The sequence below is a fragment of the Prauserella halophila genome, assembly GCF_024171895.1.
GTDB classification, from domain to species: Bacteria; Actinomycetota; Actinomycetes; order Mycobacteriales; family Pseudonocardiaceae; genus Prauserella; species Prauserella halophila.
In genome coordinates, this window is record NZ_JAMTCQ010000012.1 from 427,267 (window position 1) to 447,345 (window position 20,079).

The 20,079-nt window shown below is 69.3% G+C and carries 20 protein-coding genes and 3 tRNA genes; 16 read left to right on the forward strand and 7 right to left on the reverse strand.

From position 1 onward, the window contains the following. Nucleotides 1-177: 177 nt before the first annotated feature. Entirely contained in the window at nt 178-1,395 is a 1,218-nt protein-coding gene (gene fdhA, locus LY41_RS19205; RefSeq protein WP_253865507.1) for a formaldehyde dehydrogenase, glutathione-independent, read from the forward strand. Between the two features lie 231 nt (nt 1,396-1,626). After that, complete coding sequence (locus LY41_RS19210) at nt 1,627-2,331, forward strand: tyrosine-protein phosphatase (protein ID WP_253865509.1); 705 nt, start codon at nt 1,627-1,629, stop codon at nt 2,329-2,331. Nucleotides 2,332-2,422: 91 nt separating this feature from the next. Here the strand turns inward: LY41_RS19210 and LY41_RS19215 are convergent, their stop codons facing one another. The 3 genes from LY41_RS19215 to LY41_RS19225 all read right to left on the reverse strand — a co-directional run bounded on the left by LY41_RS19215 (nt 2,423) and on the right by LY41_RS19225 (nt 5,993). Further along, nucleotides 2,423-2,908 (reverse strand): DUF309 domain-containing protein, encoded by a 486-nt coding sequence (locus LY41_RS19215; protein WP_253865510.1) that lies wholly within the window; start codon nt 2,906-2,908, stop codon nt 2,423-2,425. Further along, nucleotides 2,901-4,592: an aa3-type cytochrome oxidase subunit I gene (gene ctaD, locus LY41_RS19220; protein WP_253865594.1), complete on the reverse strand. Its 1,692-nt coding sequence runs from the start codon at nt 4,590-4,592 to the stop codon at nt 2,901-2,903. The genes LY41_RS19215 and ctaD overlap by 8 nt, the downstream gene beginning before the upstream one ends. 381 nt (nt 4,593-4,973) lie before the next feature. Further along, nucleotides 4,974-5,993 carry a GNAT family N-acetyltransferase gene (locus LY41_RS19225; RefSeq protein WP_253865512.1) on the reverse strand — a complete coding sequence of 340 codons (1,020 nt, stop codon included), beginning with the start codon at nt 5,991-5,993 and terminating at the stop codon, nt 4,974-4,976. Between the two features lie 292 nt (nt 5,994-6,285). Between LY41_RS19225 and LY41_RS19230 the strand changes: the two genes are divergently transcribed. From LY41_RS19230 to LY41_RS19255, 6 genes are all read left to right on the forward strand, one after another. Continuing rightward, nucleotides 6,286-9,072: a putative bifunctional diguanylate cyclase/phosphodiesterase gene (locus LY41_RS19230; RefSeq protein ID WP_253865514.1), complete on the forward strand. Its 2,787-nt coding sequence runs from the start codon at nt 6,286-6,288 to the stop codon at nt 9,070-9,072. Between the two features lie 119 nt (nt 9,073-9,191). Further along, a tRNA-Thr gene (locus LY41_RS19235) sits at nt 9,192-9,263 on the forward strand. Nucleotides 9,264-9,475: 212 nt separating this feature from the next. Continuing rightward, a tRNA-Met gene (locus LY41_RS19240) sits at nt 9,476-9,549 on the forward strand. Between the two features lie 54 nt (nt 9,550-9,603). Further along, on the forward strand, nt 9,604-9,771 hold the full coding sequence (gene rpmG / locus LY41_RS19245) for a 50S ribosomal protein L33 (protein WP_075848953.1): 168 nt from the start codon (nt 9,604-9,606) through the stop codon (nt 9,769-9,771). A 373-nt stretch (nt 9,772-10,144) separates the two neighbouring features. Then, nucleotides 10,145-10,594, forward strand: coding sequence for a MaoC family dehydratase N-terminal domain-containing protein (locus tag LY41_RS19250; RefSeq protein ID WP_253865515.1), 450 nt, complete (start codon nt 10,145-10,147; stop codon nt 10,592-10,594). Continuing rightward, on the forward strand, nt 10,591-10,989 hold the full coding sequence (locus tag LY41_RS19255; protein WP_253865516.1) for a MaoC family dehydratase: 399 nt from the start codon (nt 10,591-10,593) through the stop codon (nt 10,987-10,989). The genes LY41_RS19250 and LY41_RS19255 overlap by 4 nt, the downstream gene beginning before the upstream one ends. Before the next feature lie 5 nt (nt 10,990-10,994). Here LY41_RS19255 and LY41_RS19260 read toward each other — a convergent pair whose 3' ends face one another. The 3 genes from LY41_RS19260 to LY41_RS19270 all read right to left on the reverse strand — a co-directional run bounded on the left by LY41_RS19260 (nt 10,995) and on the right by LY41_RS19270 (nt 13,963). After that, nucleotides 10,995-11,954, reverse strand: a complete 960-nt coding sequence (locus LY41_RS19260; RefSeq protein ID WP_253865517.1) for a DUF1648 domain-containing protein — start codon at nt 11,952-11,954, stop codon at nt 10,995-10,997. After that, nucleotides 11,951-12,301: a GntR family transcriptional regulator gene (locus tag LY41_RS19265; RefSeq protein WP_253865519.1), complete on the reverse strand. Its 351-nt coding sequence runs from the start codon at nt 12,299-12,301 to the stop codon at nt 11,951-11,953. The genes LY41_RS19260 and LY41_RS19265 overlap by 4 nt, the downstream gene beginning before the upstream one ends. 429 nt (nt 12,302-12,730) lie before the next feature. Continuing rightward, complete coding sequence (locus tag LY41_RS19270; RefSeq protein WP_253865521.1) at nt 12,731-13,963, reverse strand: pyridoxal phosphate-dependent aminotransferase; 1,233 nt, start codon at nt 13,961-13,963, stop codon at nt 12,731-12,733. A gap of 216 nt (nt 13,964-14,179) precedes the next feature. Between LY41_RS19270 and LY41_RS19275 the strand changes: the two genes are divergently transcribed. From LY41_RS19275 to rplA, 5 genes are all read left to right on the forward strand, one after another. Further along, nucleotides 14,180-14,252, forward strand: a tRNA-Trp gene (locus LY41_RS19275). 34 nt (nt 14,253-14,286) lie between these two features. Next, a complete protein-coding gene (gene secE / locus LY41_RS19280) occupies nt 14,287-14,721 on the forward strand; it encodes a preprotein translocase subunit SecE (RefSeq protein ID WP_253865523.1) in 435 nt (144 codons plus the stop codon). Nucleotides 14,722-14,802: 81 nt separating this feature from the next. After that, on the forward strand, nt 14,803-15,786 hold the full coding sequence (gene nusG, locus LY41_RS19285; RefSeq protein ID WP_253865524.1) for a transcription termination/antitermination protein NusG: 984 nt from the start codon (nt 14,803-14,805) through the stop codon (nt 15,784-15,786). A gap of 87 nt (nt 15,787-15,873) precedes the next feature. Further along, on the forward strand, nt 15,874-16,308 hold the full coding sequence (rplK, locus tag LY41_RS19290) for a 50S ribosomal protein L11 (RefSeq protein WP_253865527.1): 435 nt from the start codon (nt 15,874-15,876) through the stop codon (nt 16,306-16,308). Between the two features lie 90 nt (nt 16,309-16,398). Further along, on the forward strand, nt 16,399-17,121 hold the full coding sequence (gene rplA / locus LY41_RS19295; RefSeq protein WP_253865528.1) for a 50S ribosomal protein L1: 723 nt from the start codon (nt 16,399-16,401) through the stop codon (nt 17,119-17,121). A 143-nt stretch (nt 17,122-17,264) separates the two neighbouring features. Here rplA and LY41_RS19300 read toward each other — a convergent pair whose 3' ends face one another. Further along, a complete protein-coding gene (locus tag LY41_RS19300; protein WP_253865529.1) occupies nt 17,265-18,326 on the reverse strand; it encodes a hypothetical protein in 1,062 nt (353 codons plus the stop codon). Nucleotides 18,327-18,645: 319 nt separating this feature from the next. On the opposite strand from LY41_RS19300, the gene rplJ reads away from it, so the two are divergent. The 3 genes from rplJ to LY41_RS24115 all read left to right on the forward strand — a co-directional run. Continuing rightward, complete coding sequence (gene rplJ, locus LY41_RS19305) at nt 18,646-19,191, forward strand: 50S ribosomal protein L10 (RefSeq protein WP_253865531.1); 546 nt, start codon at nt 18,646-18,648, stop codon at nt 19,189-19,191. Between the two features lie 52 nt (nt 19,192-19,243). After that, the gene (gene rplL / locus LY41_RS19310; RefSeq protein WP_253865533.1) at nt 19,244-19,636 is read left to right on the forward strand and encodes a 50S ribosomal protein L7/L12; all 393 of its coding nucleotides are present in this window, start codon (nt 19,244-19,246) and stop codon (nt 19,634-19,636) included. 248 nt (nt 19,637-19,884) lie between these two features. After that, nucleotides 19,885-20,079: helix-turn-helix domain-containing protein (locus LY41_RS24115; protein WP_372493322.1), on the forward strand; the 195-nt coding region annotated here is incomplete at its 3' end.

Consider the following 20,079-nt stretch of genomic DNA (forward strand, 5'->3'; position numbering starts at 1 on the left):
GCCGACCGACCCGCGTGTCCTGCACCCAGACGCGCGTGTCCTGCGTTCGTGCGCCTGAGGGGCGGGCGGACGATCGCCGAGTGGTCGTTCGCCGGATGGTGTTCACCGCGCCGCGCGGCTACGTTGACGAATGCGTGGGTACGCATCCGACCGGCCAGCAGACAAAGGGGTTCGCAAATGCCGGACAATCGCGTTGTCGTGTACAAGTCGCCCGGTGAAGTCGCGGTGGAATCGATCGATTACCCGAAACTGGAACTGCCCGGCGACGTCGTCAGCGGGCTCGGGATCAAGAAAAAGGCGCCGCACGCGGCGATTCTGAAGATCGTCACGACGAACATCTGCGGCAGTGATCAACACATGGTGCGCGGGCGTACGACGGCGCCCGTGGACCAGAGCCTCGGCCACGAGATCACCGGTGAGGTCGTGGAAACCGGCGAGGACGTCCTGTTCGTCGGCGAGGGGGACGTCTGCTCGGTGCCGTTCAACATCGCGTGCGGACGGTGCCGGATGTGCAACGAGGGCAAGACCGGAATCTGTCTCAACGTGAATCCCGCCCGGCCCGGTGCGGCCTACGGCTACGTCGACATGGGCGGCTGGATCGGCGGGCAGGCCGAATACGTCATGGTGCCGTTCGCCGATTTCAACCTGCTCAAGTTCCCGGACCGGGATCAGGCGCTCGAGAAAATTCTCGACCTGACGATGCTGTCCGATATTTTCCCGACCGGATACCACGGTGCGTACACGGCGGGCGTCACCACCGGATCGACCGCCTACGTCGCCGGGGCCGGCCCCGTCGGGCTGGCGGCCGCGCACGCTGCACAGCTGCTCGGAGCGTCGGCGGTGATCGTCGGCGACATGATCCCGGAGCGGCTCGGGCAGGCCCGGAGTTTCGGCTGCGAGACGGTCGACCTGCGCACCGACGCGTCGTTGGCGGACATGATCGAGCAGATCACCGGCGAACCCGAAGTGGACGCGGCCGTCGACGCCGTCGGTTTCGAGGCGCGCGGACACGGCAAGGATGCGGGCGAACAGCCCGCGACCGTGCTCAATGACGTCATGGGTATCGCGAGGGCGGGCGCGTCACTCGGCATCCCCGGCTTGTACGTCACCGGCGACCCCGGCGCCCCCGACGAGAACGCCAAGGTCGGCCAGCTCGGCGTGCGGATCGGGCTGGGCTGGGCGAAGTCCCATTCGATGACCACCGGCCAGTGCCCGGTGAAGCAGTACAACCGGCAGCTGATGAATATGATCCTCAGCGGCAAGGCCGACATCGCGAAGGCCGTCAACGCCACGACGATCACGCTCGACGAGGCACCGCAGGGGTATCAGGAGTTCGACAGCGGCGTGGCCCGCAAGTTCGTCATCGACCCGCACGGCATGGCCCCGGCGGCCTGACACCGCCCTGCACGCGGAGCCGTGTTGCGTTCTCCGGGGCCCGTGTTGCGTTTTCCGGGGCCTGTGTTGCGGGTTCCGGAGATCGTGTTGCGGGTTCCGGAGCCGTGTTGCTCCCGCCCATCGCTCGGCCCTCATCGGCGCTCCGGTGCTCGGCCGCTCCGTGGGCCGGGTGCGTGGGGCCGGGGCGCTCCCGTCGCGCAACGAGGGCCGGACGCGACGCGTCCACTCTGTATGGAACGACATGTGGGGTGGGAAGGCAGTTACAACGCACGTGACCTCGGCGGCCTGCCGACGGCTGACGGCGGCATGATCACGTGGGGCGCGGTCGTGCGGTCGGAGGAACCGCGGTGGTTGACCGGGGCCGGGTGGAGGTCCGTGTGGGAACACGGGGTGCGGACCATCGTCGATCTGCGCAACGACGACGAGCGGGCCGACGCCGTCGTTGCCGAGGGGATCGACGTCGTGCACGCACCGCTCGACCCGGTCGGCGACGACTTCTGGACCTACTACGCCGAAACGGGCCTGCACGCCACACCGCTGTGCTACCGCGACCTGCTGGACAAGCGGCCGGACCTGGTCGCCACCGCTGTGCGCGCCGTCGCGACCGCACGGTCGGGAGGGGTGCTGGTGCACTGCGCGGGCGGGCGTGATCGCACCGGCCTGCTGGTGTTGATCCTGCTCGGTCTCGTCGGCGTGCCCGGTGACGTGATCGCCGACGACTACGAGCTCAGCCGCCAACGGCTCCCCGGGATGTGGGCACGGCTGGGCATGCCGGACGACGAGCCGAAGATCCTCGACCTGCTCGCCTCCCACGGCACGACGCCGCGAGAAGCGTTCCTCGACGTGCACGCCGGCCTCGATGCCGAAGGTCTACTGCGTGCGGAAGGGCTCGAAGACGCGGACCTCGCCGCATTGCGTCACCGACTCGTGGCGTGACGGGCTGCTGTGGACAGATCGGCGCAACACGGCCCCCGGAATCCGCAACACGGCCCCCGGAATCCGCAACACGGGCTTCGAGGTGCAGGGGTCAGGGGCGCAGGCGTGGGGCGAGCGTCGAGGCGTCGGGCGGTTCGGTGTGGGCGGGCATGCCGGAGGCGAGGGTCGTCGCCCACTCGCGCAGGCCCGCGACGTCGATGCCGTGCGGCGCCTCGCTCGCGAACGGTTCGATGGATTCCGCACCGCGGGTGAGCAGCGAGGCGGCGCCGGCGAAGTTGCCGCGTGCCGCGTGCGTCAACCCGACGGCCAGCTGCGCCAGCCCGCGCCACAGTCCCTGTTCGGCATCCGGCCCCGACTTCCACGCGTCTTCGAAGACCTCGTGCGCGTGGAACGGCTTGCCGTCGTCGAGCAACTGTTGCGCCTCGGTGACCGTCGCGTCCGGCGTGCGCTCCACACCCTCCGGTGCTCGTTCCACTCCTGGTGCGCCGTACGGCAACGGCCTGCCGAGGCCGTCGCGCGGGCGCGCGTTGCGCGCCCTGCCTTCCGAATCCCTGTCGCGCTGCAGCCGTTCACTCACGCCCCGAGTCTGACACGTCTCCTTCGTCGCCGGCCGCCTCCGAGGTGGGTCGCGCGTCGTGCGGTATGGCCTTGCCGGTGAAGGTGATGTGGCCTTCGTCGTGGAGCCGTTCGAGCATGTGCGGGTAGTGCAGCTCGAATGCGGGCCGTTCGGAGCGGATGCGCGGCAGCTCGAGGAAGTTGTGCCGCGGCGGCGGGCACGTGGTCGCCCATTCGAGGGAGTTTCCGTAGCCCCACGGGTCGTCGGCCTCGACGGGATCGCCGAACCGCCAGCTGCGCATCAGGTTCCACACGAACGGCAGCATCGACGCGCCGAGGACGAACGCGCCGATGGTCGAGACGGTGTTGAGTGCGGTGAACCCGTCGCTCGGCAGATAGTCGACGTAGCGGCGCGGCATGCCTTCCGATCCGAGCCAGTGCTGCACGAGGAACGTCGTGTGGAAGCCGACGAACGTCAGCCAGAAGTGCAGTTTGGCCAGCGGTTCGTTCATCATCCGGCCGGTGAACTTCGGGAACCAGAAGTAGATGCCCGCGAACGTGGCGAACACGATCGTCCCGAACAGCACGTAGTGGAAGTGGGCGACGACGAAGTAGCTGTCGTGTACGTGGAAGTCGATCGGCGGCGCGGCGAGCAGGACGCCGGTGAGCCCGCCGAGCAGGAACGTCACCATGAACCCCAACGACCACAGCATCGGCGATTCGAAGGTGATCCGACCCTTCCACAGGGTGCCGATCCAGTTGAAGAACTTGACGCCCGTCGGCACCGCGATCGCGAACGTGAGCAGCGAGAAGAACGGCAGCAGCACCGCGCCGGTTGCGAACATGTGGTGCGCCCACACGGCGAACGACAGGGCCGTGATGCCGATCGTCGCCAGCACCATCAGCCGGTAGCCGAACAGCGGTTTCCTGCTGAACACCGGGATGATCTCGGTGACGATGCCGAAGAACGGCAGCGCCACGATGTACACCTCGGGATGGCCGAAGAACCAGAACAGGTGCTGGTAGAGGATCGCGCCGCCGTTGGCGGGGTCGAACACGTGCGCGCCGAGCAGGCGGTCGGCGTACAGGCCGAGCAGCGCGGCGGTGAGGATCGGGAACGCAGCCAGCACCAGCACGCTGGTGAACAGAATGTTCCAGGTGAAGATCGGCATTCGCCACATCGTCATGCCCGGCCCGCGGAGGCAGACGATCGTCGTGATCATGTTGACCGCGCCGAGGATCGTGCCGAGACCGGACACGACCAGTCCCATGATCCACAGGTCACCGCCGATGCCGACGGAGAACTCGGCGCGCGAGAGCGGGGCGTAGGCCGTCCAGCCGTAGTCCGCCGCCCCCGCAGGCGTGACGAGGGAACTCAGCACGATCAGCCCGCCGAACAGGAACAGCCAGTACGAGAACGCGTTCAACCGCGGGAACGCCACGTCCGGGGAGCCGATCTGCAGCGGCAGCACCAGGTTCGCGAACGCGAACACCACCGGCGTCGCGTAGAGCAGCAGCATGATCGTGCCGTGCATGGTGAACAGCTGGTTGTACTGCTCCGGCGACAGGAACTGTTGCCCCGGTTGAGCCAGTTCACCGCGCATGAGCAGGGCCATCAGGCCACCGATCATGAAGAACGCCAGCGACGTGGCCATGTACATCATGCCGATGACCTTGTGGTCCGTCGTGCGCGTGAGGCTCAGCATGCGCAGCGCGCGCTTACGCGGTGGCGGCTCGTCGCGGGAAATCCGCGTCGGCGTCACATCCGTCGGGGGTGTTACCGAGTGCGTGGTCACGACGGCACCTCCACCAGCGCCTTCACCTGCGGCGAGGACAGTCCTTCCCGACCGTAGGGTGACGCGGCCGTGATCGCAGCACTGCGCCGCCGCCGCGGTCACGGGGCCGGTTGTGACGACAGGGCAGCGGTGAGTTGCGGCCGCCCCCGGAACCCGCAACACGACCCATCAAGCGCAGCTGCGCGTCAGCGCGTCGATGAGGGGTGTCGGTCGGGCGACGGGTGGGAGCAGCACGGCGGCACGAGTGCAGGACACGCGGGCCCGAGTGCAGGACACGCGGGGGAGGGAAGGTCAGCTCACCGCGGGTCTGCGGTACCAGGACGTCCACAGCGGGCGGTAGCCGTGGGCGTACCAGAACGGGGTCGAACGCGGGCTTTCCAGCGCGTGGTGGAGCAGCACGGCGTCGATGTCCTCGGAGTCGAACAGCTGGTGGGCGTGTGCCACCAGGGCGGAGCCGACACCGCTGCTGCGTGCCTCCTCGGCGACGTGCAGCGACGCCAGGTAGCCCACCCGGCGGGCGTCGACGTAGCCGGCGATCCAGTTCGCCTCGGGAGGCAGTTCGACCTCGAGAAACCCGAGCGGCCTGCCGTACAGCTCGGCGACCCACAGCTGCGGCACCGGCGTGTCGTCCGCGAGCTGGGCGCGTGCGTCCTCGGTCAGCCGCTCGAGCGCGTCCGCACGCGGCGTGACGACGCCGAACTGCGCGTCGTAGGCGTGCAGCTCGGCGCGCATCCTCGTCAGGGTGGGCAGGTCCTCCTCCGCGGCCGCGCGGATGCGCACGCCCGGTACCGCGGGCGGGCCCGCGCCCAGCCGGTTGGCCGGCCGCACGGCGAGTATCCGGTTCGCCGCGAACCCCCGGCGCAGCAATGCCGTCGACCCCGTCGTGTCCCTGCTCGGCCGCGTTACCACCGCGGCGGTGTCCCAGCCGTACCCCTCGTCGTAGGAGACGGCCTCGGCGAGCTGGTCCTCCCACCGGCAGAGCAGCCCGTCGACCGCCGCGGTCGGATCGTTTCCCGTCACGCGCAGGTCCAGGCGGTACTCGACCAGCGGCCGCCACAGCGACCCCATCGAGCCCGGAGCGACCGCCGACCGGGTCGCGAACGCCAGCCCGTCGCGCGTACGCAACACGGCCGAGGTCGACGCCGAGGCGGCCGGGTTCGTGAACGCGGGGAGCAGCGTGTCCGTTGCCGCCATCCGTTCGGCGTATCCGTCGAGCACGACCGCGTCGCGATCGGCCCCGCCGCGGGGCCCGCTGCGGTCGTGCCTCGTGTCGTGACCGGCTCGGGAGTCGCTGGTTCCCGGCGCCTGCATGTCCCACCTCATCGTCGGCATCGGCGACGTCGACCGCCTGCTATGGCGCATGTCACCGAGTGCCCATCATGACATCCGACGGGTGATCGACGACTGCTACTGGCCGCGACGGATGTCGATGCGGTATCACTCGCAGGCGGTTAACGAAGCCTTACGTTCATGTCGAGCTCACGCCGAGTTGACCCGACGGTGGTCAAATCAGATGCTTTGTCCGTCGTGCGGGGTACGGTTTATGCCTCGTTGGCGGACAGTTGCAGCCCGCATCGGGGCCTACATCCGACGGGTGACTCGCGTGACGGTGACGGAAGGGGAAGGTGGCATGGGCCAGGCACGCCGCGCGCCCGCGGGCCCGAGCGCGCAGGCAGGCGGGTCCGCCGGGCCCGCTGCAGGCGACCCCGACTCGGCCGATCGATCCGGTGCGGCCGAGCACTCGCGTTCCGCCGGTCGAGCCCGTTCCGGTCCTCCTTCCGCCTCCACCACGGGTGGGACGCGCAGTGACGAGTTCCGGTTCCGTCTCTACACCGCGTTCGTTCTCGTGCTCGGTGTACTCGGCGCCGCGGCCGTGGCCCGGTGGCAGCCGTTCGAAGGCTCCACCCATCTGTGGTGGATCGGCCCGGCCCTGGTCGTCGCGTTTCTCGGGGCCGAACAGCTCGGCGTCAACGTCGACGTGCGCAGCGGTATCTCGTGGACGATCTCCTTCACCGAGATACCGCTGGTCATCGGCTTCTTCATCGCGCCGTTCGAAGTCGTGCTGGCCGCTCACGTCGTCGCCGGTGTCACGACTCTGCTCGCGCGGCGCGTCACCGGGCGGGTGCTGTACAACGCCGGCGCGTTCCTCATTGAGGTCACCAGTGCGTTCGCCGTCGCCCACGTCGTGGCGGCCGCGCTCGGCCAGCCCGACGGCATGCCCTGGCCCGCGGCCCTCGCGGGCACCCTCGCCGCACCGCTGACGAGCACGATCCTCGCGATGGCCGCGGTGCGCGTGCTGCGGCGGCGCATGCAGATCGGCACCGTCGTGCGCCTCGCCGCGCGCATCCTCGTCGTCGGCTTCGTCAACGCCTCCGCAGGCCTGACCGGCTACCTCGTCATCGAAGGCACCCCCGGCGCCTGGCCGATCGTCGTGGCCGTGAGCACCGGCCTCGTCGCGCTGTACTGGGCCTACTCCGACCTGCTGCGGGAACAGCGCGACATGGAGGCGCTGTTCGACGTCAGCCTCATGGTCGCTCGCTCCGACCATCAGGTCGCCGCTCAGCCCGCGGGCAAACCGGGCGAACTCGAAACCGGCCTCGACCTCGACGAGTGGCACAGCATCGCCGAGCGCATCAAGGACCAGCTCGCCGCCGGTCGCGTCGTACTGCGCCTGCGCCTCGAACCCGACGAGCCCATGCACGTCCTCGTCGTCGGCGGTGACCTGCCCGCCGACGAACGGCTCCGCCCCGACGATCCGCTGCTGCGGCTGCCCGGCGCCAACGTGCGGCACTTCCGGCTCACCGACGGCAACACCGCCGTCCGGGCAGCGCTCGGCGCGCGCGGTGCCCAGGAGGCGCTCGTCGTCCCGCTGCGCAGCGGGAACCAGCTCCTCGGTCTCGTGGAGGCCCACGACCGGCTGTCGCGCTGGCGTGGTTTCGGGAAGTACGACGTGCAGCTGCTCGGCACCATGGCCAGCCATCTCGCCACCGCGCTCGACAACCGGCGGCTGCTGGCGACGCTGCGCCACGATGCGTACCACGATCCGCTCACCGGCCTGCTCAATCGGCCCGGCTTCCGCCAGATCGCCGCCGGCCCGCTCGCCGACCGGGCCGCCCCCGGCGCCCTCGCGCAGGCCGACCCCCGCATTCAGGCCGCGGTGCTGCGTCTCGACCTCGACGTCTACTCCACCGTCAGCGACGCTCTCGGTTATGCCTGGGCCGATCGCATGGTCGTCGCCGCGGGCCGTCGCATCCGCGACGTCCTCGGTGCCGAGGTTCCCCTCGCCCGGCTGGAAGGCGCGTCCTTCGCTGCGCTGCTGCTCGACCGGACCGACGAGGAGACCCGCGCCGTCGCCGAACGCCTCCGCGCGGAGGCGTCCGATCCGTACCCCGTCGAGAAACTCAGCGTCGAAGCCAATGCCATGGTCGGCTACGCCTGTACCAACGTGCCCGGTGACGACGGTGACCCGCCCGACGTCGATGCGCTCCTGCAGCGTGCCGACGTCGCGGTGCGCGCCACCCGCGGCGGCCAGGAGGTCCGCGGCTACGTGCCGAGCATGGGCCAGATCTTCCTCCGCCGCTTCCAGCTGGTCACCCAGTTCCGGCAGGCGCTGGAGGACGGCCAGGTCAGCGTCCACTACCAGCCCAAGGTGTCGCTGCCGGAGAAGAACGTCGTCGGTGTCGAGGCCCTGGTGCGGTGGATGCATCCCGAGTTCGGCCGCGTCAATCCCGACGAATTCGTGCCTGCCGTCGAGGCCACCGGGCTCGTCGGGGCGCTCACCTCGTTCGTGCTCGACGAGGCGCTCGACCGGGTGCGCCGCTGGCTCGACGAAGGCGTCGAGATCTCCGTCGCCGTCAACCTGTCCGTGCGCAGCCTCGCCGACGACGGGTTCGCCGACCAGGTGGCCGATGCCCTGGCCCGGCACGGCGTGCCCGCGCGGCTGCTGACGTTCGAGATCACCGAGTCCGCCGTCATGGCCGATCCGCAGCGCGCGTTGCCGATCCTGGGCGAACTGCACGAACTCGGCATCGAGCTCGCGGTCGACGACTTCGGCACCGGCTATTCGTCACTGGCGTACCTGCGCAGGCTCCCCGTCGACCAGGTGAAGATCGACAAGAGCTTCGTGTTCGGCATGAGCACCGACCTCGGCGATCTCGCCGTCGTGCGCTCCATCGTCGAACTCGGTCACTCGCTCGGGTTGTCCGTCGTCGCCGAGGGTGTCGAGGACGATTCGTCCCGCGACCAGCTCGAGGCCATGGGGTGCGACGTCGCGCAGGGCTACCTGATCTCGCGGCCACTGGCCGAGGACCGGCTCGAAGCGTGGCTGATGGCCCGCACCGCGCGCTCGGCAGGCCACCGCGACGAAACGATCCTGACCCTGCTGACCTGAGGTTTCTCCTGTGGTGCCGCGGAACGCCACCCCCGCGTCCGGGCGCCGCCGGTTCTCGGGTACTCTATTTGAGGATCGTTGAGCACGACCCGTTAGCTCGGTGTCGGCCCAGTGACCACGCCCCTTTAGCTCAGTGGCAGAGCGTCTCCATGGTAAGGAGAAGGTCAACGGTTCGAACCCGTTAAGGGGCTCGCGATTGGGAGAGGTCTGCCGACGGAGTGAGTCGGCCTGGATCGCTCGCTGATCATTGTGGGGGCGTAGCCCCCACGCCCCCACCCGGGGGCGTTGCCCCCGGACTCCCGGATCTGGCGTAGGCCAGGCGGGTCGAGGTGCAGGTTCGAGTGCGGGCCTCGCCACAGTGCCCGCGGTTTTCGTTGCGTTCGGGCTAGGCTGGGGTAGACAGGGCGGGGTAGCTCAGGTGGTTAGAGCACACGGCTCATAATCGTGGTGTCGCGGGTTCGAGTCCCGCTCCCGCTACTCGGACTATACGGCCACGGCGGTGGCCCACTCATCGTTGAAAGAGGAAAGACCGTGGCTTCTTCCACCGACGTTCGCCCGAAGATCACCCTCGCGTGCGAGGAGTGCAAGGACCGCAACTACATCACCAAGAAGAACCGGCGCAACAACCCGGACCGTCTTGAGATGAAGAAGTTCTGCCCCAAGTGCGGCACGCACCGTGCCCACAAGGAGACCCGCTGACCCCAGCGGCCTCCCGGGCCCCGCAGCTTTCGAACCGTCCTCGCCACATGGCGAGGACGGTTTCTTTTTGTCCGGGGTCCTCTGTCCGATCAGGCCGGCGGCGCGAATCGCCGACGGGCGCACGCACGCCCGCCGTGTTCCGAGTCACATCACCCCTCGGCGTCGCCGCCGCGTCCGGCGCGGGCGGCGGCAGTGTCGGCGTCGGCGCCGCCCCGTCACCGAAGCGCTCGCCCCTCACGTCGTATCCGTGCCCGAGGTCCAGTTCGCCGAATTTGCACGCCCCAAGGTGCTCTTGGGGCGATCCTGGCGGCAGAGGTGGCCGGCGGGTTCAGTCCAGTATGTGAAGTATTCACCGGCCGGTACAGTCGGCGCCGTGCCTTTGGATCCGTCATTCGTCGGGCGCACGTATCCGCCCGACACGACCTACGACGTCGGCCGCGCCAAGATCGCCGAGTTCGCGCGCTCAATCGGTGATGACAACCCGCTGTATCGCGACGTCGCCGCCGCCGAGCAGGCGGGCTACGACGACGTCATCGCGCCGCCCACGTTCCTGACGGTCGTCAACATCGGCGCCATCAACGCTGTCGCCGAAGACCCCGAGCTCGGGCTCGACTACGACCGCATGGTTCACGGCGACCAGCGGTTCGTGCACCACCGTCCCGTACGTGCGGGCGACCGGTTGCAGATCACCACGCACATCGACGACATCTTCGTCCGCGCGGGCAACGACTTCCTGTCGGTCCGCGCGGAGATCACCGCAGCCGACGGCGAACTCGTGTGCACCACCTACGCCCAGCTCGTCGTGAGGGGGGAGCGGTCGTGAACGTCGGAGACGAACTGCCGGCGCTGACGGTGCGGGTCACCCGAGCGCAGCTGGTCCGCTACGCAGGAGCGTCGCTGGACTTCAACCCGATCCACTGGAACGAACGGTTCGCCACCGAGGTCGGGCTGCCGAACGTCATCGCCCACGGCATGCTCACCATGGCGCTCGGCGGACGCGTCGTCACCGACTGGCTCGGCGACCCCGGCCGGGTCGTCGAGTACGGCGTGCGGTTCACCCGGCCGGTCGTCGTCCCGGACGACGACGTGGGTGCGCTGGTCGAGTTCACGGCCAAGATCGGCGAGGTCCGCGACGACGGCACCGCCCGTGTCGACATCACGGCGAAGTTCGACGGCAAGACGGTCCTCGGCAAGGCTCAGGCCGTCGTGCGGGTGTAACCGCGTCAGGCGCCGTCGCGGGCGCCGGTCAGGTCGTTGACGAGCCCGGCCGCCCGGTCGGCGTGATCGACGGTGGCCTTGACGACGTGCCCGGAGTTCAGGGTGATCGTCAGGGTCTCGCCCGCCCGCACCTTGAAAGCCGTGTAGCCGACGCCGCGGCGCAGGCCGTACCCGCCTGCGCTCCCCATCGTCATCTCCTCGGTGTTGGCGGAGGCGATCTCGTCGTACGTCAGGGTCCGGTTCGGGAATCCGAACAGGCCGAGTGACAGCGTCACGCCGGTCGTGTCGACGCGGACGCGCACCCGGCAGACCGCCGCCATCGCGAGGACGACGACCAGCACGGCCAGCGCGAACGGCATGACGCCGAGGCCCGGGATCGAGACATGCAGCAGGGCGTACCCGAGCACGGCGACGAGGCCGCCGAACGCCATCGGGTAGTTGGTGCCGCCGCCGATCCACGACGCCCGTTCGCCGGGCTGCAGGCCCGCCGACGGCAGGTCGCGCGGCTCGGCGGGTGCCGGCCGTTCGGTCGGTCCTGCGACGAGCGTCGCGGCCGCACCTGCCGCGACGCTCAGCCCCAGTGCCCATCCGACCGCCGACCAGGCGGGTCCCGCGTCGCGCCACGACGTCGCGTCGAGCGCCGCGTACATCGAACCGGCCAGGACACCCGCGGGCAGGGTCGCCAACCAGGCCACGAAGCCCACCGCACTGCGGGGCACCACGGCCCCTCGAAGTCTCGACACGAGCACCGTCACCAGGGTCACCAGGGTCAGTACCGCGCCGATGCCGAGCGTCACACCCGTCATCGTGGACAGTTCCGCCGACCGGTCGGGGCCCGTGAGACCCCAGTGGGCCGCGACGACATCCGGCAGCCTGTCGGCCCAGGCGGCTTGCAGCGCCCAGGTGCCGCCGAGGACCGCGAGCGGAACGGCGCCGCCCGCCAGCGCGAGCCTGGTGGTTTTCATGCGAACTTCTCCTTCACGATCTCCGTGAGCTCGTCGGGGCCGATCCCCACGCGGCGTGCCTCCTCGACCAACTCCCCGGCCAGAGTGTTGAGCCGCGCACGGGTGTCGGCCGCGCCGGTGACGACCGCGCCGCGCCTGCGGCGCAGCTCGATCAGCCCTTCGTCGCGCAGCACTCCGTAGGCGCGCAGGACGGTGTGCACGTTGATGTCCAACGACGTCGCCACCTCCCGGGCGGGTGGCAGCTGCTGACCCCGGGTGAGTTCGCCGTCGGACAGGCCGCGTCGCACCGACGCGGCGACCTGTTCGAACAGCGGCGCCTGGGACGCCGGGTCGATCCGGATCAACATTATTCTAACTGTAATAGAACAAACGCGCTATAGGGAAGTGGTCGCCGAGCCGCGTGCCGACAGGGCGATCCGTGACACGAACTCGGCGAGCGCAGGCAGGGGACAGCGCGTCGAGGCGGCGTGGTGGTCGGGTGGGGGAAGCCGCAACACGGTCCCTGGAGGGCGCAACACGGTCCCTGGAGGGCGCAACACGGTCCCCGGAGGGCGCAACACGGGCTTCGGAACCCGAAACACACCGACGGGAGTGCAGGACATGCGAAACGGCCCCTCGGAGTCGGTTGCTCCGAGGGGCCGTGCGCCGGGTTGCCGTAGCGCCGGGTTGCCGTAGCGCCGGGTTGCCGTAGCGCCGGGGTGCCGTAGCGCCGGGGTGCCGTAGTGCCGGGTTGCTGCAGCGGCCGGGTGCCGCAGCGCTGGGGTGCTTCGTGGCGGTTACTTCGCCTCGGCCAGGAGGTTCGCCACGCGGTTCACGCCTTCGACGAGGTCGGACTCGGCGAGCGCGTAGGAGAAGCGGAAGTAGCCGGGCGTGCCGAACGCCTCGCCGGGCACGACCGCGACCTCGGCCTCGCGCAGGATCAGGTCGGCCAGTGCGACCGTGTCCTCGGGTCGCTCGCCGCGGATCTCCTTGCCGAGCACCGCCTTCACGGACGGATAGGCGTAGAACGCACCCTCCGGCGTCGGGCATTCGACGCCGGGGATGTCCGACAGCAGCGACACGATCTTCTTGCGCCGCGCGTCGAACGCCTCCCGCATCGAGTGCACGGCGTCGAGCGGACCGGCGACCGCGGCCTCGGCGGCGCGCTGGGCGACGTTGGAGACGTTGCCGCACAGGTGCGACTGGAAGCTCGACGCGGCCTTGATGACGTCCTCGGGACCGATGATCCAGCCGACGCGCCAGCCGGTCATCGAGTAGGTCTTGGCGACGCCGTTGAGGATCAGCGTCCGGTCGGCGAGCTCGGGCACCACGGCGGGCATCGACGCGGCCGCCACGCCGTCGTAGACGAGGTGCTCGTAGATCTCGTCGGTGACGACCCAGATGCCGTGCTCGAGCGCCCACTTGCCGATGGCCTCGACCTGCTCGCGCGGGTAGACCGCGCCGGTCGGGTTGGACGGTGAGTTGAACAGCAGCACCTTCGTGTTCTCGGTGCGCGCCGCCTCGAGCTGTTCGACCGTCGCGAGGTAGCCGGTCGTCTCGTCGGCCGTCACCTGCACCGGAACACCCCCCGCGAGGGTGACCGATTCGGGGTAGGTCGTCCAGTACGGCGCCGGCAGCAGCACCTCGTCGCCCGGGTCCAGCAGCGTGGCGAACGCCGAGTACACGGCCTGCTTGCCGCCGTTGGTCACGAGCACCTGGGACGGGTCGCAGCGGAAGTCCGAGTCGCGCAGCGTCTTCTCCGCGATCGCCTCGCGCAGCTCGGGCAGGCCGCCCGCGGCGGTGTAGCCGTGGTTGACCCGCTCGCGGGTGGCCTTCGCCGCGGCGTCGACGATGTAGTCGGGCGTGGGGAAGTCCGGCTGCCCCGCGCCGAATCCGATCACCGGGCGGCCCTCGGCCTTGAGAGCCTTCGCCTTCGCGTCCACCGCGAGCGTCGCGGACGGGGTGATGCCCGCGATCCGGGCGGACACTCGGGGACGGGGACGGGCGGGTGTGGTTCCAGGTGTGGCCATGACTACAGTTTTCCACGCACCCGCCCGGCCCTGTCACCTGGGCCGAAGCGGGTGTGCGAGCAGTTGTCGACGGCGAACCGGGCCTCGGTTGCAGAGCGCGATCGGCCTTGCCGTAGACTGTTGCACTTGGAACGTTCGACGGTTGTTCCTGCCTTCGTTCTCGCGATCGGATAAGGATCGAGATCGGATGGAGGGACGGACTGCGTGAACGTTCAAAGGGGTGTAGCTCAGTTGGTAGAGCAGCGGTCTCCAAAACCGCAGGTCGCAGGTTCGAGTCCTGTCGCCCCTGCGTTGATGTGTCAGGTTAGGCAGAGGAGTGGCTCGTGAGCGAGGACGGCGAGAAGGATCAGGGGAAGGAGTCGAAGAACTCCGACCCTCGTCCGAACACCGCCGCCGCTCGCCGTAAGCGGCGCGCCGCTGCCTCCGGCACGGGCAAGGACGCCAAGGCGGGCAAGTCCGCTCCCCAGGGGAAGGCGGGCTCGGGTCCCGCCAAGGGCGCCACCGCCGGCAAGGACCGGCCCACGCCGAAGCGGAGCGGCACGACACAAGAGAAGACCGAGAAGCATTCGCTCTTCGCCCGGATCGTGCGGTTCCTTCGCGAGGTCTGGGGCGAGCTGCGGAAGGTCATCTGGCCGACCCGCAAGCAGATGATCACCTACACCGGCGTGGTGCTGGTGTTCGTGGCCTTCATGATCGCCCTGGTCTACCTGCTCGACTTCGTCTTCCTTGAGGGAGTCGACGTCGTATTCGGCAACTAGCGCCTTGGCCAGGCCTCGCGGGTGGCGGGAGCGGATCGCCGCGCCCGCGACGACACACGCGATCAACTGAGAGGACGGAAAGTGACCTCCGAGAACGGCTCAGACGAGCAGGTGCTCGCGGCCACCGACGTGGACCCGGCCGAGGCCGCCGACACGCCTGCGCCGGTCGCCGAGACTGCAGAGGTCGACGAGCACGCGGAGGCCGGCACCGCCGACACGGCCGGTGCTGACGAGTCCGCAGGCGAGGCCGACGACACCGAGGGTGTCGAGGGTGCCGACGACAGCACCGATTCCGACGACAGTGCCGACAGTGCCGAGGCACCCGCCGTCGACAGCGCCGAGGTTTCGGCCGACGCCGGCGAGGGCGACGGCACTGCCGACGAGGGCGACCGGGCCGGTGCCGAGAGCGAGACCACCGAGACCGAGACCGCCGCAGACCCCGTGGCTCAGCTGCGCGCCGAGCTGAAATCGCTTCCCGGCGAGTGGTACGTCGTGCACTCGTACGCCGGTTACGAGAGCCGCGTGAAGCACAACCTCGAGACCCGTCGGCAGACGTTGGACGTCGAGGACTACATCTTCCAGATCGAGGTACCGACCGAAGAGGTCACCGAGATCAAGAACGGCCAGCGCAAGCGGGTGAACCGTAAGGTCCTGCCCGGTTACGTCCTGGTCCGCATGGAGCTCACGGACGAGTCGTGGGGCGCCGTGCGCAACACGCCCGGTGTGACGGGATTCGTCGGCGCCACGTCGCGGCCGTCGCCGATCACGCTGGAAGAGGTGCTGAAGTTCCTCGCGCCGCAGGTCGAGCAGGAGGCGCCCGCGAAGGCCACGAAGGGCGAGTCCGCCACGCCGGACACGCAGGCCGCGCCGTCGTCGTCCGCCTCCGCGGTGCAGGTCGACTTCGAGGTCGGCGAATCGGTCACCGTCATGGACGGCCCGTTCGCGACGCTGCCCGCGACGATCAGCGAGGTCGACGCCGGTGGCCAGAAGTTGAAGGTCCTGGTGTCGATCTTCGGCCGGGAAACGCCGGTCGAGCTGTCGTTCAACCAGGTCTCCAAGATCTGACGGCCGCTCCCACAGCAGGGAGCACGCCGGAAGGCCCCCGCGCCACGGCAGGTGCGTGGGGAGAGCAACGCTGAACAGGAAACGGAAATGCCACCCAAGAAGAAGAAGCTTGCAGCGATCATCAAGCTGCAGATCCAGGCGGGTGCCGCGAACCCTGCGCCCCCGGTCGGCCCCGCGCTCGGTCAGCACGGCGTCAACATCATGGAGTTCTGCAAGGCGTACAACGCGGCCACGGAGAACCAGCGTGGCAACGTCGTGCCGGTCGAGATCTCCGTGTTCGAGGACCGCTCGTTCGACTTCAAGCTCAAGACGCCGCCGGCGGCCAAACTGCTGCTGAAGGCGGCGGGAGTCGACAAGGGCAGCGGTGAGCCGCACAAGAACAAGGTCGGCAAGGTCACGATGGACCAGATCCGCGAGATCGCCGAGACCAAGAAGACCGACCTCAACTCCTACGACGACGACCAGGCGGCCAAGATCATCGCCGGCACCGCCCGGTCGATGGGCCTGACCGTCGTCGACTGAGTCTCGAGCGCCTCCTCGTGAGGCGCGCCGTGGAAGGGCCAGGCGCTGGCCCGCACCACAACTGATCCACTCCGCACGTAAGGACAGAGCATGACCAAGCGCAGCAAGGCCTACCGTCAGGCCGCCGAGCTCGTCGATCAGACCCGGCTGTACGCCCCGCTCGATGCGGCGAAGCTGGCCAAGGAGACGTCCAACGCCACCAAGATGGACGCCTCGGTCGAGGTCGCGATCCGGCTCGGCGTCGACCCCCGCAAGGCAGACCAGATGGTCCGCGGCACCGTGAACCTGCCGCACGGCACGGGTAAAACCGTCCGCGTCGCTGTTTTCGCCACCGGTGACAAGGCCGCCGAGGCCGAGGCCGCCGGTGCCGACGTGGTCGGTTCCGACGATCTGATCGAGCGCATCCAGGGTGGCTGGCTCGAGTTCGATGCCGCGATCGCGACCCCGGACCAGATGGCGAAGGTGGGTCGCGTGGCCCGCGTGCTGGGCCCGCGTGGCCTGATGCCGAACCCGAAGACGGGCACGGTGACGCCCGACGTCACCAAGGCCGTCAAGGAGATCAAGGGCGGCAAGGTCAGCTTCCGCGTCGACAAGCAGTCGAACCTGCACCTGGCGATCGGCAAGGCGTCGTTCGAGACCGACAAGCTGGTCGAGAACTACGCCGCGGCCCTCGACGAGGTGCTGCGTGCGAAGCCGTCCGCCGCCAAGGGCCGCTACGTCAGGAGGATCACCTTCACGACGACCATGGGCCCCGGCATCCCGGTCGACCCGACGCGCACGCGCAACCTCCTCGCCGAGGACGCCAACGCCTGAGGCGTCACCGGACGCACCGAACGGGGCGGTTCACCCATCGCGGGTGGACCGCCCCGTTTCGTGCGTCCGGCGTTGCGTGCGTGCCGTGGGTTCGGCGGAGCTGCGCCGCCACAGGGCCGTTGCCGGGCAGCGGCGGGATGGGCTCAGTTCCCGGGCTGCGGGGCGGACCCGGACGGCTGCCGCTGCGACGGCGCCGCCTGCCCGGGGCAGGTCTCCGGCCCGGTTTCGTGGCCGGTGATCAGCCACTGCCCCTCGTGGTCCAGCTTCTCGGCGACGAACACTCCGAGCGCGGGCCCGCCGCTGATGGTGAACGAGCACGAGTCGATCCGTTCGAGCTCCGACGTCGGCAGATAGCCGCGCGGATAGACGGACTCGGCGTAGTCGTTGACGTGCGTGACCTCCTCGTGCAGCGCATTCACCGCCTGGCGGCAGTCGTCGAAGCCGAGATTCTCCGCGAACCGTTGCTGCGTGGCCTCGTCGAACCGGCCGCACGCCTTGTCCGCGTCCGGCAGGCCGGTGTCCGGGTCCGCCTGGGCGATCGCGTCGTAGACCGAGCGCACCGCCGCGTACGGATTGTCGGCGAGCAGCTCGGTGGCGTGGTAGGAACCGCCGCCTCCGCGGGCGTACTCCTCGGTGGTCTGATCGCTGGCGCCGGTGCCGAAGAAGTGGTCGTAGGCCCACGTCGCGGCGATCGCCAGTAGCAGGAACGCGACGAGCCAGGCGAGGAGTTTCTTGCCCAGCCAGGTCAGCCAGCGTGGTGCTCGCCTGCCCGGCCGCTGCGCCGGTTCGGGCAGCCGTTCGCCCCCGTTCGTGAGCGCTGCCTGCTCGGCGGCGGTGGTCGCCGGGGCCTGCGGCGGCGAGTACGGAGCCGGCGGGTACTGGGCCGCCTGCGGTGTGCCCGGCGCGCCTGGTGTGCCCGGTACGACCTCACCGCCCGGCTGCGGCTGCCCGGCCTGCTGGGACTGCTGGAACTTGAGGAACTCCTGGAACTGCTGGAACTGCTGGAACTGCCGCAGCTGCTCCGCATCGACGGGAGGGGCAGGGTCGACGGGGGAGGAAGCGTCGGGTGCCGCGGCAACCGCCGGCTGGATCTCCGTGCCCGACGGCGGCGTCGGGGCGGCCGCGTCCGGCGGGCAGGAGGAGTCCGGGGAGTCGCCGGGCCGGTCCGGTTCGCCGTCCGCCGGATCGGTTCGCTGTTCCGTCACGCGCCCATGATGCCTGCTCACGCTCTGCACGCGAGAGTCGTGTGTCGCCCCGGGTGCCGGCTGCTCTGCGCCGTGGGCGTATAGTCGACACCGGTTCTACCGAAGACCGCTGGTCTTCCCGGGGCTACCTCGGGAACGAAGGCCCGCCGGACAGGCGGCGACCCGCGCAGGGCGGAACGAGGATCGTTCGCACGGCTTTCCGTGTGAACCGACGCCCCGAGCTGCTGCGCTGGATTTCGCTGCGCGCGCCGGGGCGTTTGTCGTTTCCAGGGTAGTTGGCGGGCAAGCCAGTGGTCACCAGCCAAGAGAGGAGGCGACCATGGCGAAGCCCGAAAAGGTGGAGGCGGTCGCCGAGATTGCGGATTCGTTCCGCAACAGCTCGGCCACGGTCATCACCGAGTACTCCGGCCTCTCCGTGTCCAAGCTCAGCGAGCTGCGCCGCGCTCTCGGCTCCACCGTGAAGTACCGGATCGCGAAGAACACCCTCACCAAGCGTGCCGCCGAGGAGGCGGGCGTCGAGGAACTGAACGAGCTGTTCATCGGTCCCACCGCGATCGCCTTCATCGAGGGCGAGCCGGTCGAGGCCGCGAAGGCTCTGAAGAACTTCGCGAAGGACAACAACGCGCTTGTCATCAAGGGCGGCTACATGGATGGCCGCTCGATGAGCGTCGGCGAGATCAACCAGCTCGCCGATCTCGAGAGCCGCGATGTCCTGCTGTCCAGGGCCGCGGGTGCGTTCAAGGCCAAGCTGTCGGAGGCCGCGTCGCTGTTCGAGGCGCCGCTGTCGAAGATGGCCCGCGCCGCCGCCGCGCTCGAGGACAAGCAGAAGTCCGACTCCGGCTCCGCGTCCGACGCCGAGAGCTGACCGACACCCACCAACCCGACTCCCGAGTCGCAAGCAAGGAAGGAACGCCATCATGGCGAAGATGAGCACGGACGAACTGCTCGACGCCTTCAAGGAGCTGACGCTGCTTGAGCTGTCCGAGTTCGTGACGAAGTTCGAGGAGACCTTCGACGTCACGGCCGCCGCCCCGGCCGCCCAGGTCGTGGCCGCCGCTCCGGGCGCCGACGCCGGTGCCGCCGCCGAGGAGGAGCAGGACGAGTTCGACGTCGTCCTCGAGGACGCCGGCGACAAGAAGATCCAGGTCATCAAGGTCGTCCGCGAGGTCATCTCCGGTCTGGGCCTGAAGGAGGCCAAGGAGCTCGTCGAGGGCGTCCCGAAGCCGCTGCTCGAGAAGGTCGACAAGGAGGCCGCCGACGCCGCCAAGGCCAAGCTCGAGGAGGCCGGAGGCAAGGTCTCGCTCAAGTGATCCGACGCCTCCGTGTGGAGGCGATCACAGCACAAGCGGGCGGATATCCCACCGGGGATGTCCGCCCGCTTTTGTATGTCCTGCGATGCCCCGAAGGGCACGGCGGGTTCTAGCGGTGGTTGCAACACCCTGAGTTGTGGGAGGTTGTGGCGATCGTGTCGGTTGTGGGTCGGCGTGAGAGGTTTGTGGCTCTGCTTGACGTGGTCAAGTGTGTGGGTTTGGCGGCGTGTGCGGTGGGTATCGATCGCGTGACGGCGCAGGGGTGGGCTCGTGCGGCGGGGTTCTGGTCGAAGCGGGCTGCCGATCCTCGCAAGGCCGAGTTCTTGGCGTTGCGGGATGAGGGTGTGACCAGGAAAGTCGCGGCCGAACGTGTGGGAGTGCACGTGCGGACGGCCCGGGACTGGGATCGGGGAATCCGACGGGTCAAGCGTGGTCGGTTGTAT

Bases quoted from the DNA above. Each gene is read 5' to 3' on its own strand.
- ctaD (WP_253865594.1), bottom strand. From the start codon at position 4,592: ATGCTGAGCCTCACGCGCACGACGGACCACAAGGTCATCGGCATGATG.
- fdhA (WP_253865507.1), top strand. From the start codon at position 178: ATGCCGGACAATCGCGTTGTCGTGTACAAGTCGCCCGGTGAAGTCGCG.
- LY41_RS19270 (WP_253865521.1), bottom strand. From the start codon at position 13,963: ATGGCCACACCTGGAACCACACCCGCCCGTCCCCGTCCCCGAGTGTCC.
- LY41_RS19210 (WP_253865509.1), top strand. From the start codon at position 1,627: ATGGAACGACATGTGGGGTGGGAAGGCAGTTACAACGCACGTGACCTC.
- LY41_RS19225 (WP_253865512.1), bottom strand. From the start codon at position 5,993: ATGCAGGCGCCGGGAACCAGCGACTCCCGAGCCGGTCACGACACGAGG.
- rplA (WP_253865528.1), top strand. From the start codon at position 16,399: ATGACCAAGCGCAGCAAGGCCTACCGTCAGGCCGCCGAGCTCGTCGAT.
- LY41_RS19265 (WP_253865519.1), bottom strand. From the start codon at position 12,301: ATGTTGATCCGGATCGACCCGGCGTCCCAGGCGCCGCTGTTCGAACAG.
- rplJ (WP_253865531.1), top strand. From the start codon at position 18,646: ATGGCGAAGCCCGAAAAGGTGGAGGCGGTCGCCGAGATTGCGGATTCG.
- rplK (WP_253865527.1), top strand. From the start codon at position 15,874: ATGCCACCCAAGAAGAAGAAGCTTGCAGCGATCATCAAGCTGCAGATC.
- rplL (WP_253865533.1), top strand. From the start codon at position 19,244: ATGGCGAAGATGAGCACGGACGAACTGCTCGACGCCTTCAAGGAGCTG.
- LY41_RS19260 (WP_253865517.1), bottom strand. From the start codon at position 11,954: ATGAAAACCACCAGGCTCGCGCTGGCGGGCGGCGCCGTTCCGCTCGCG.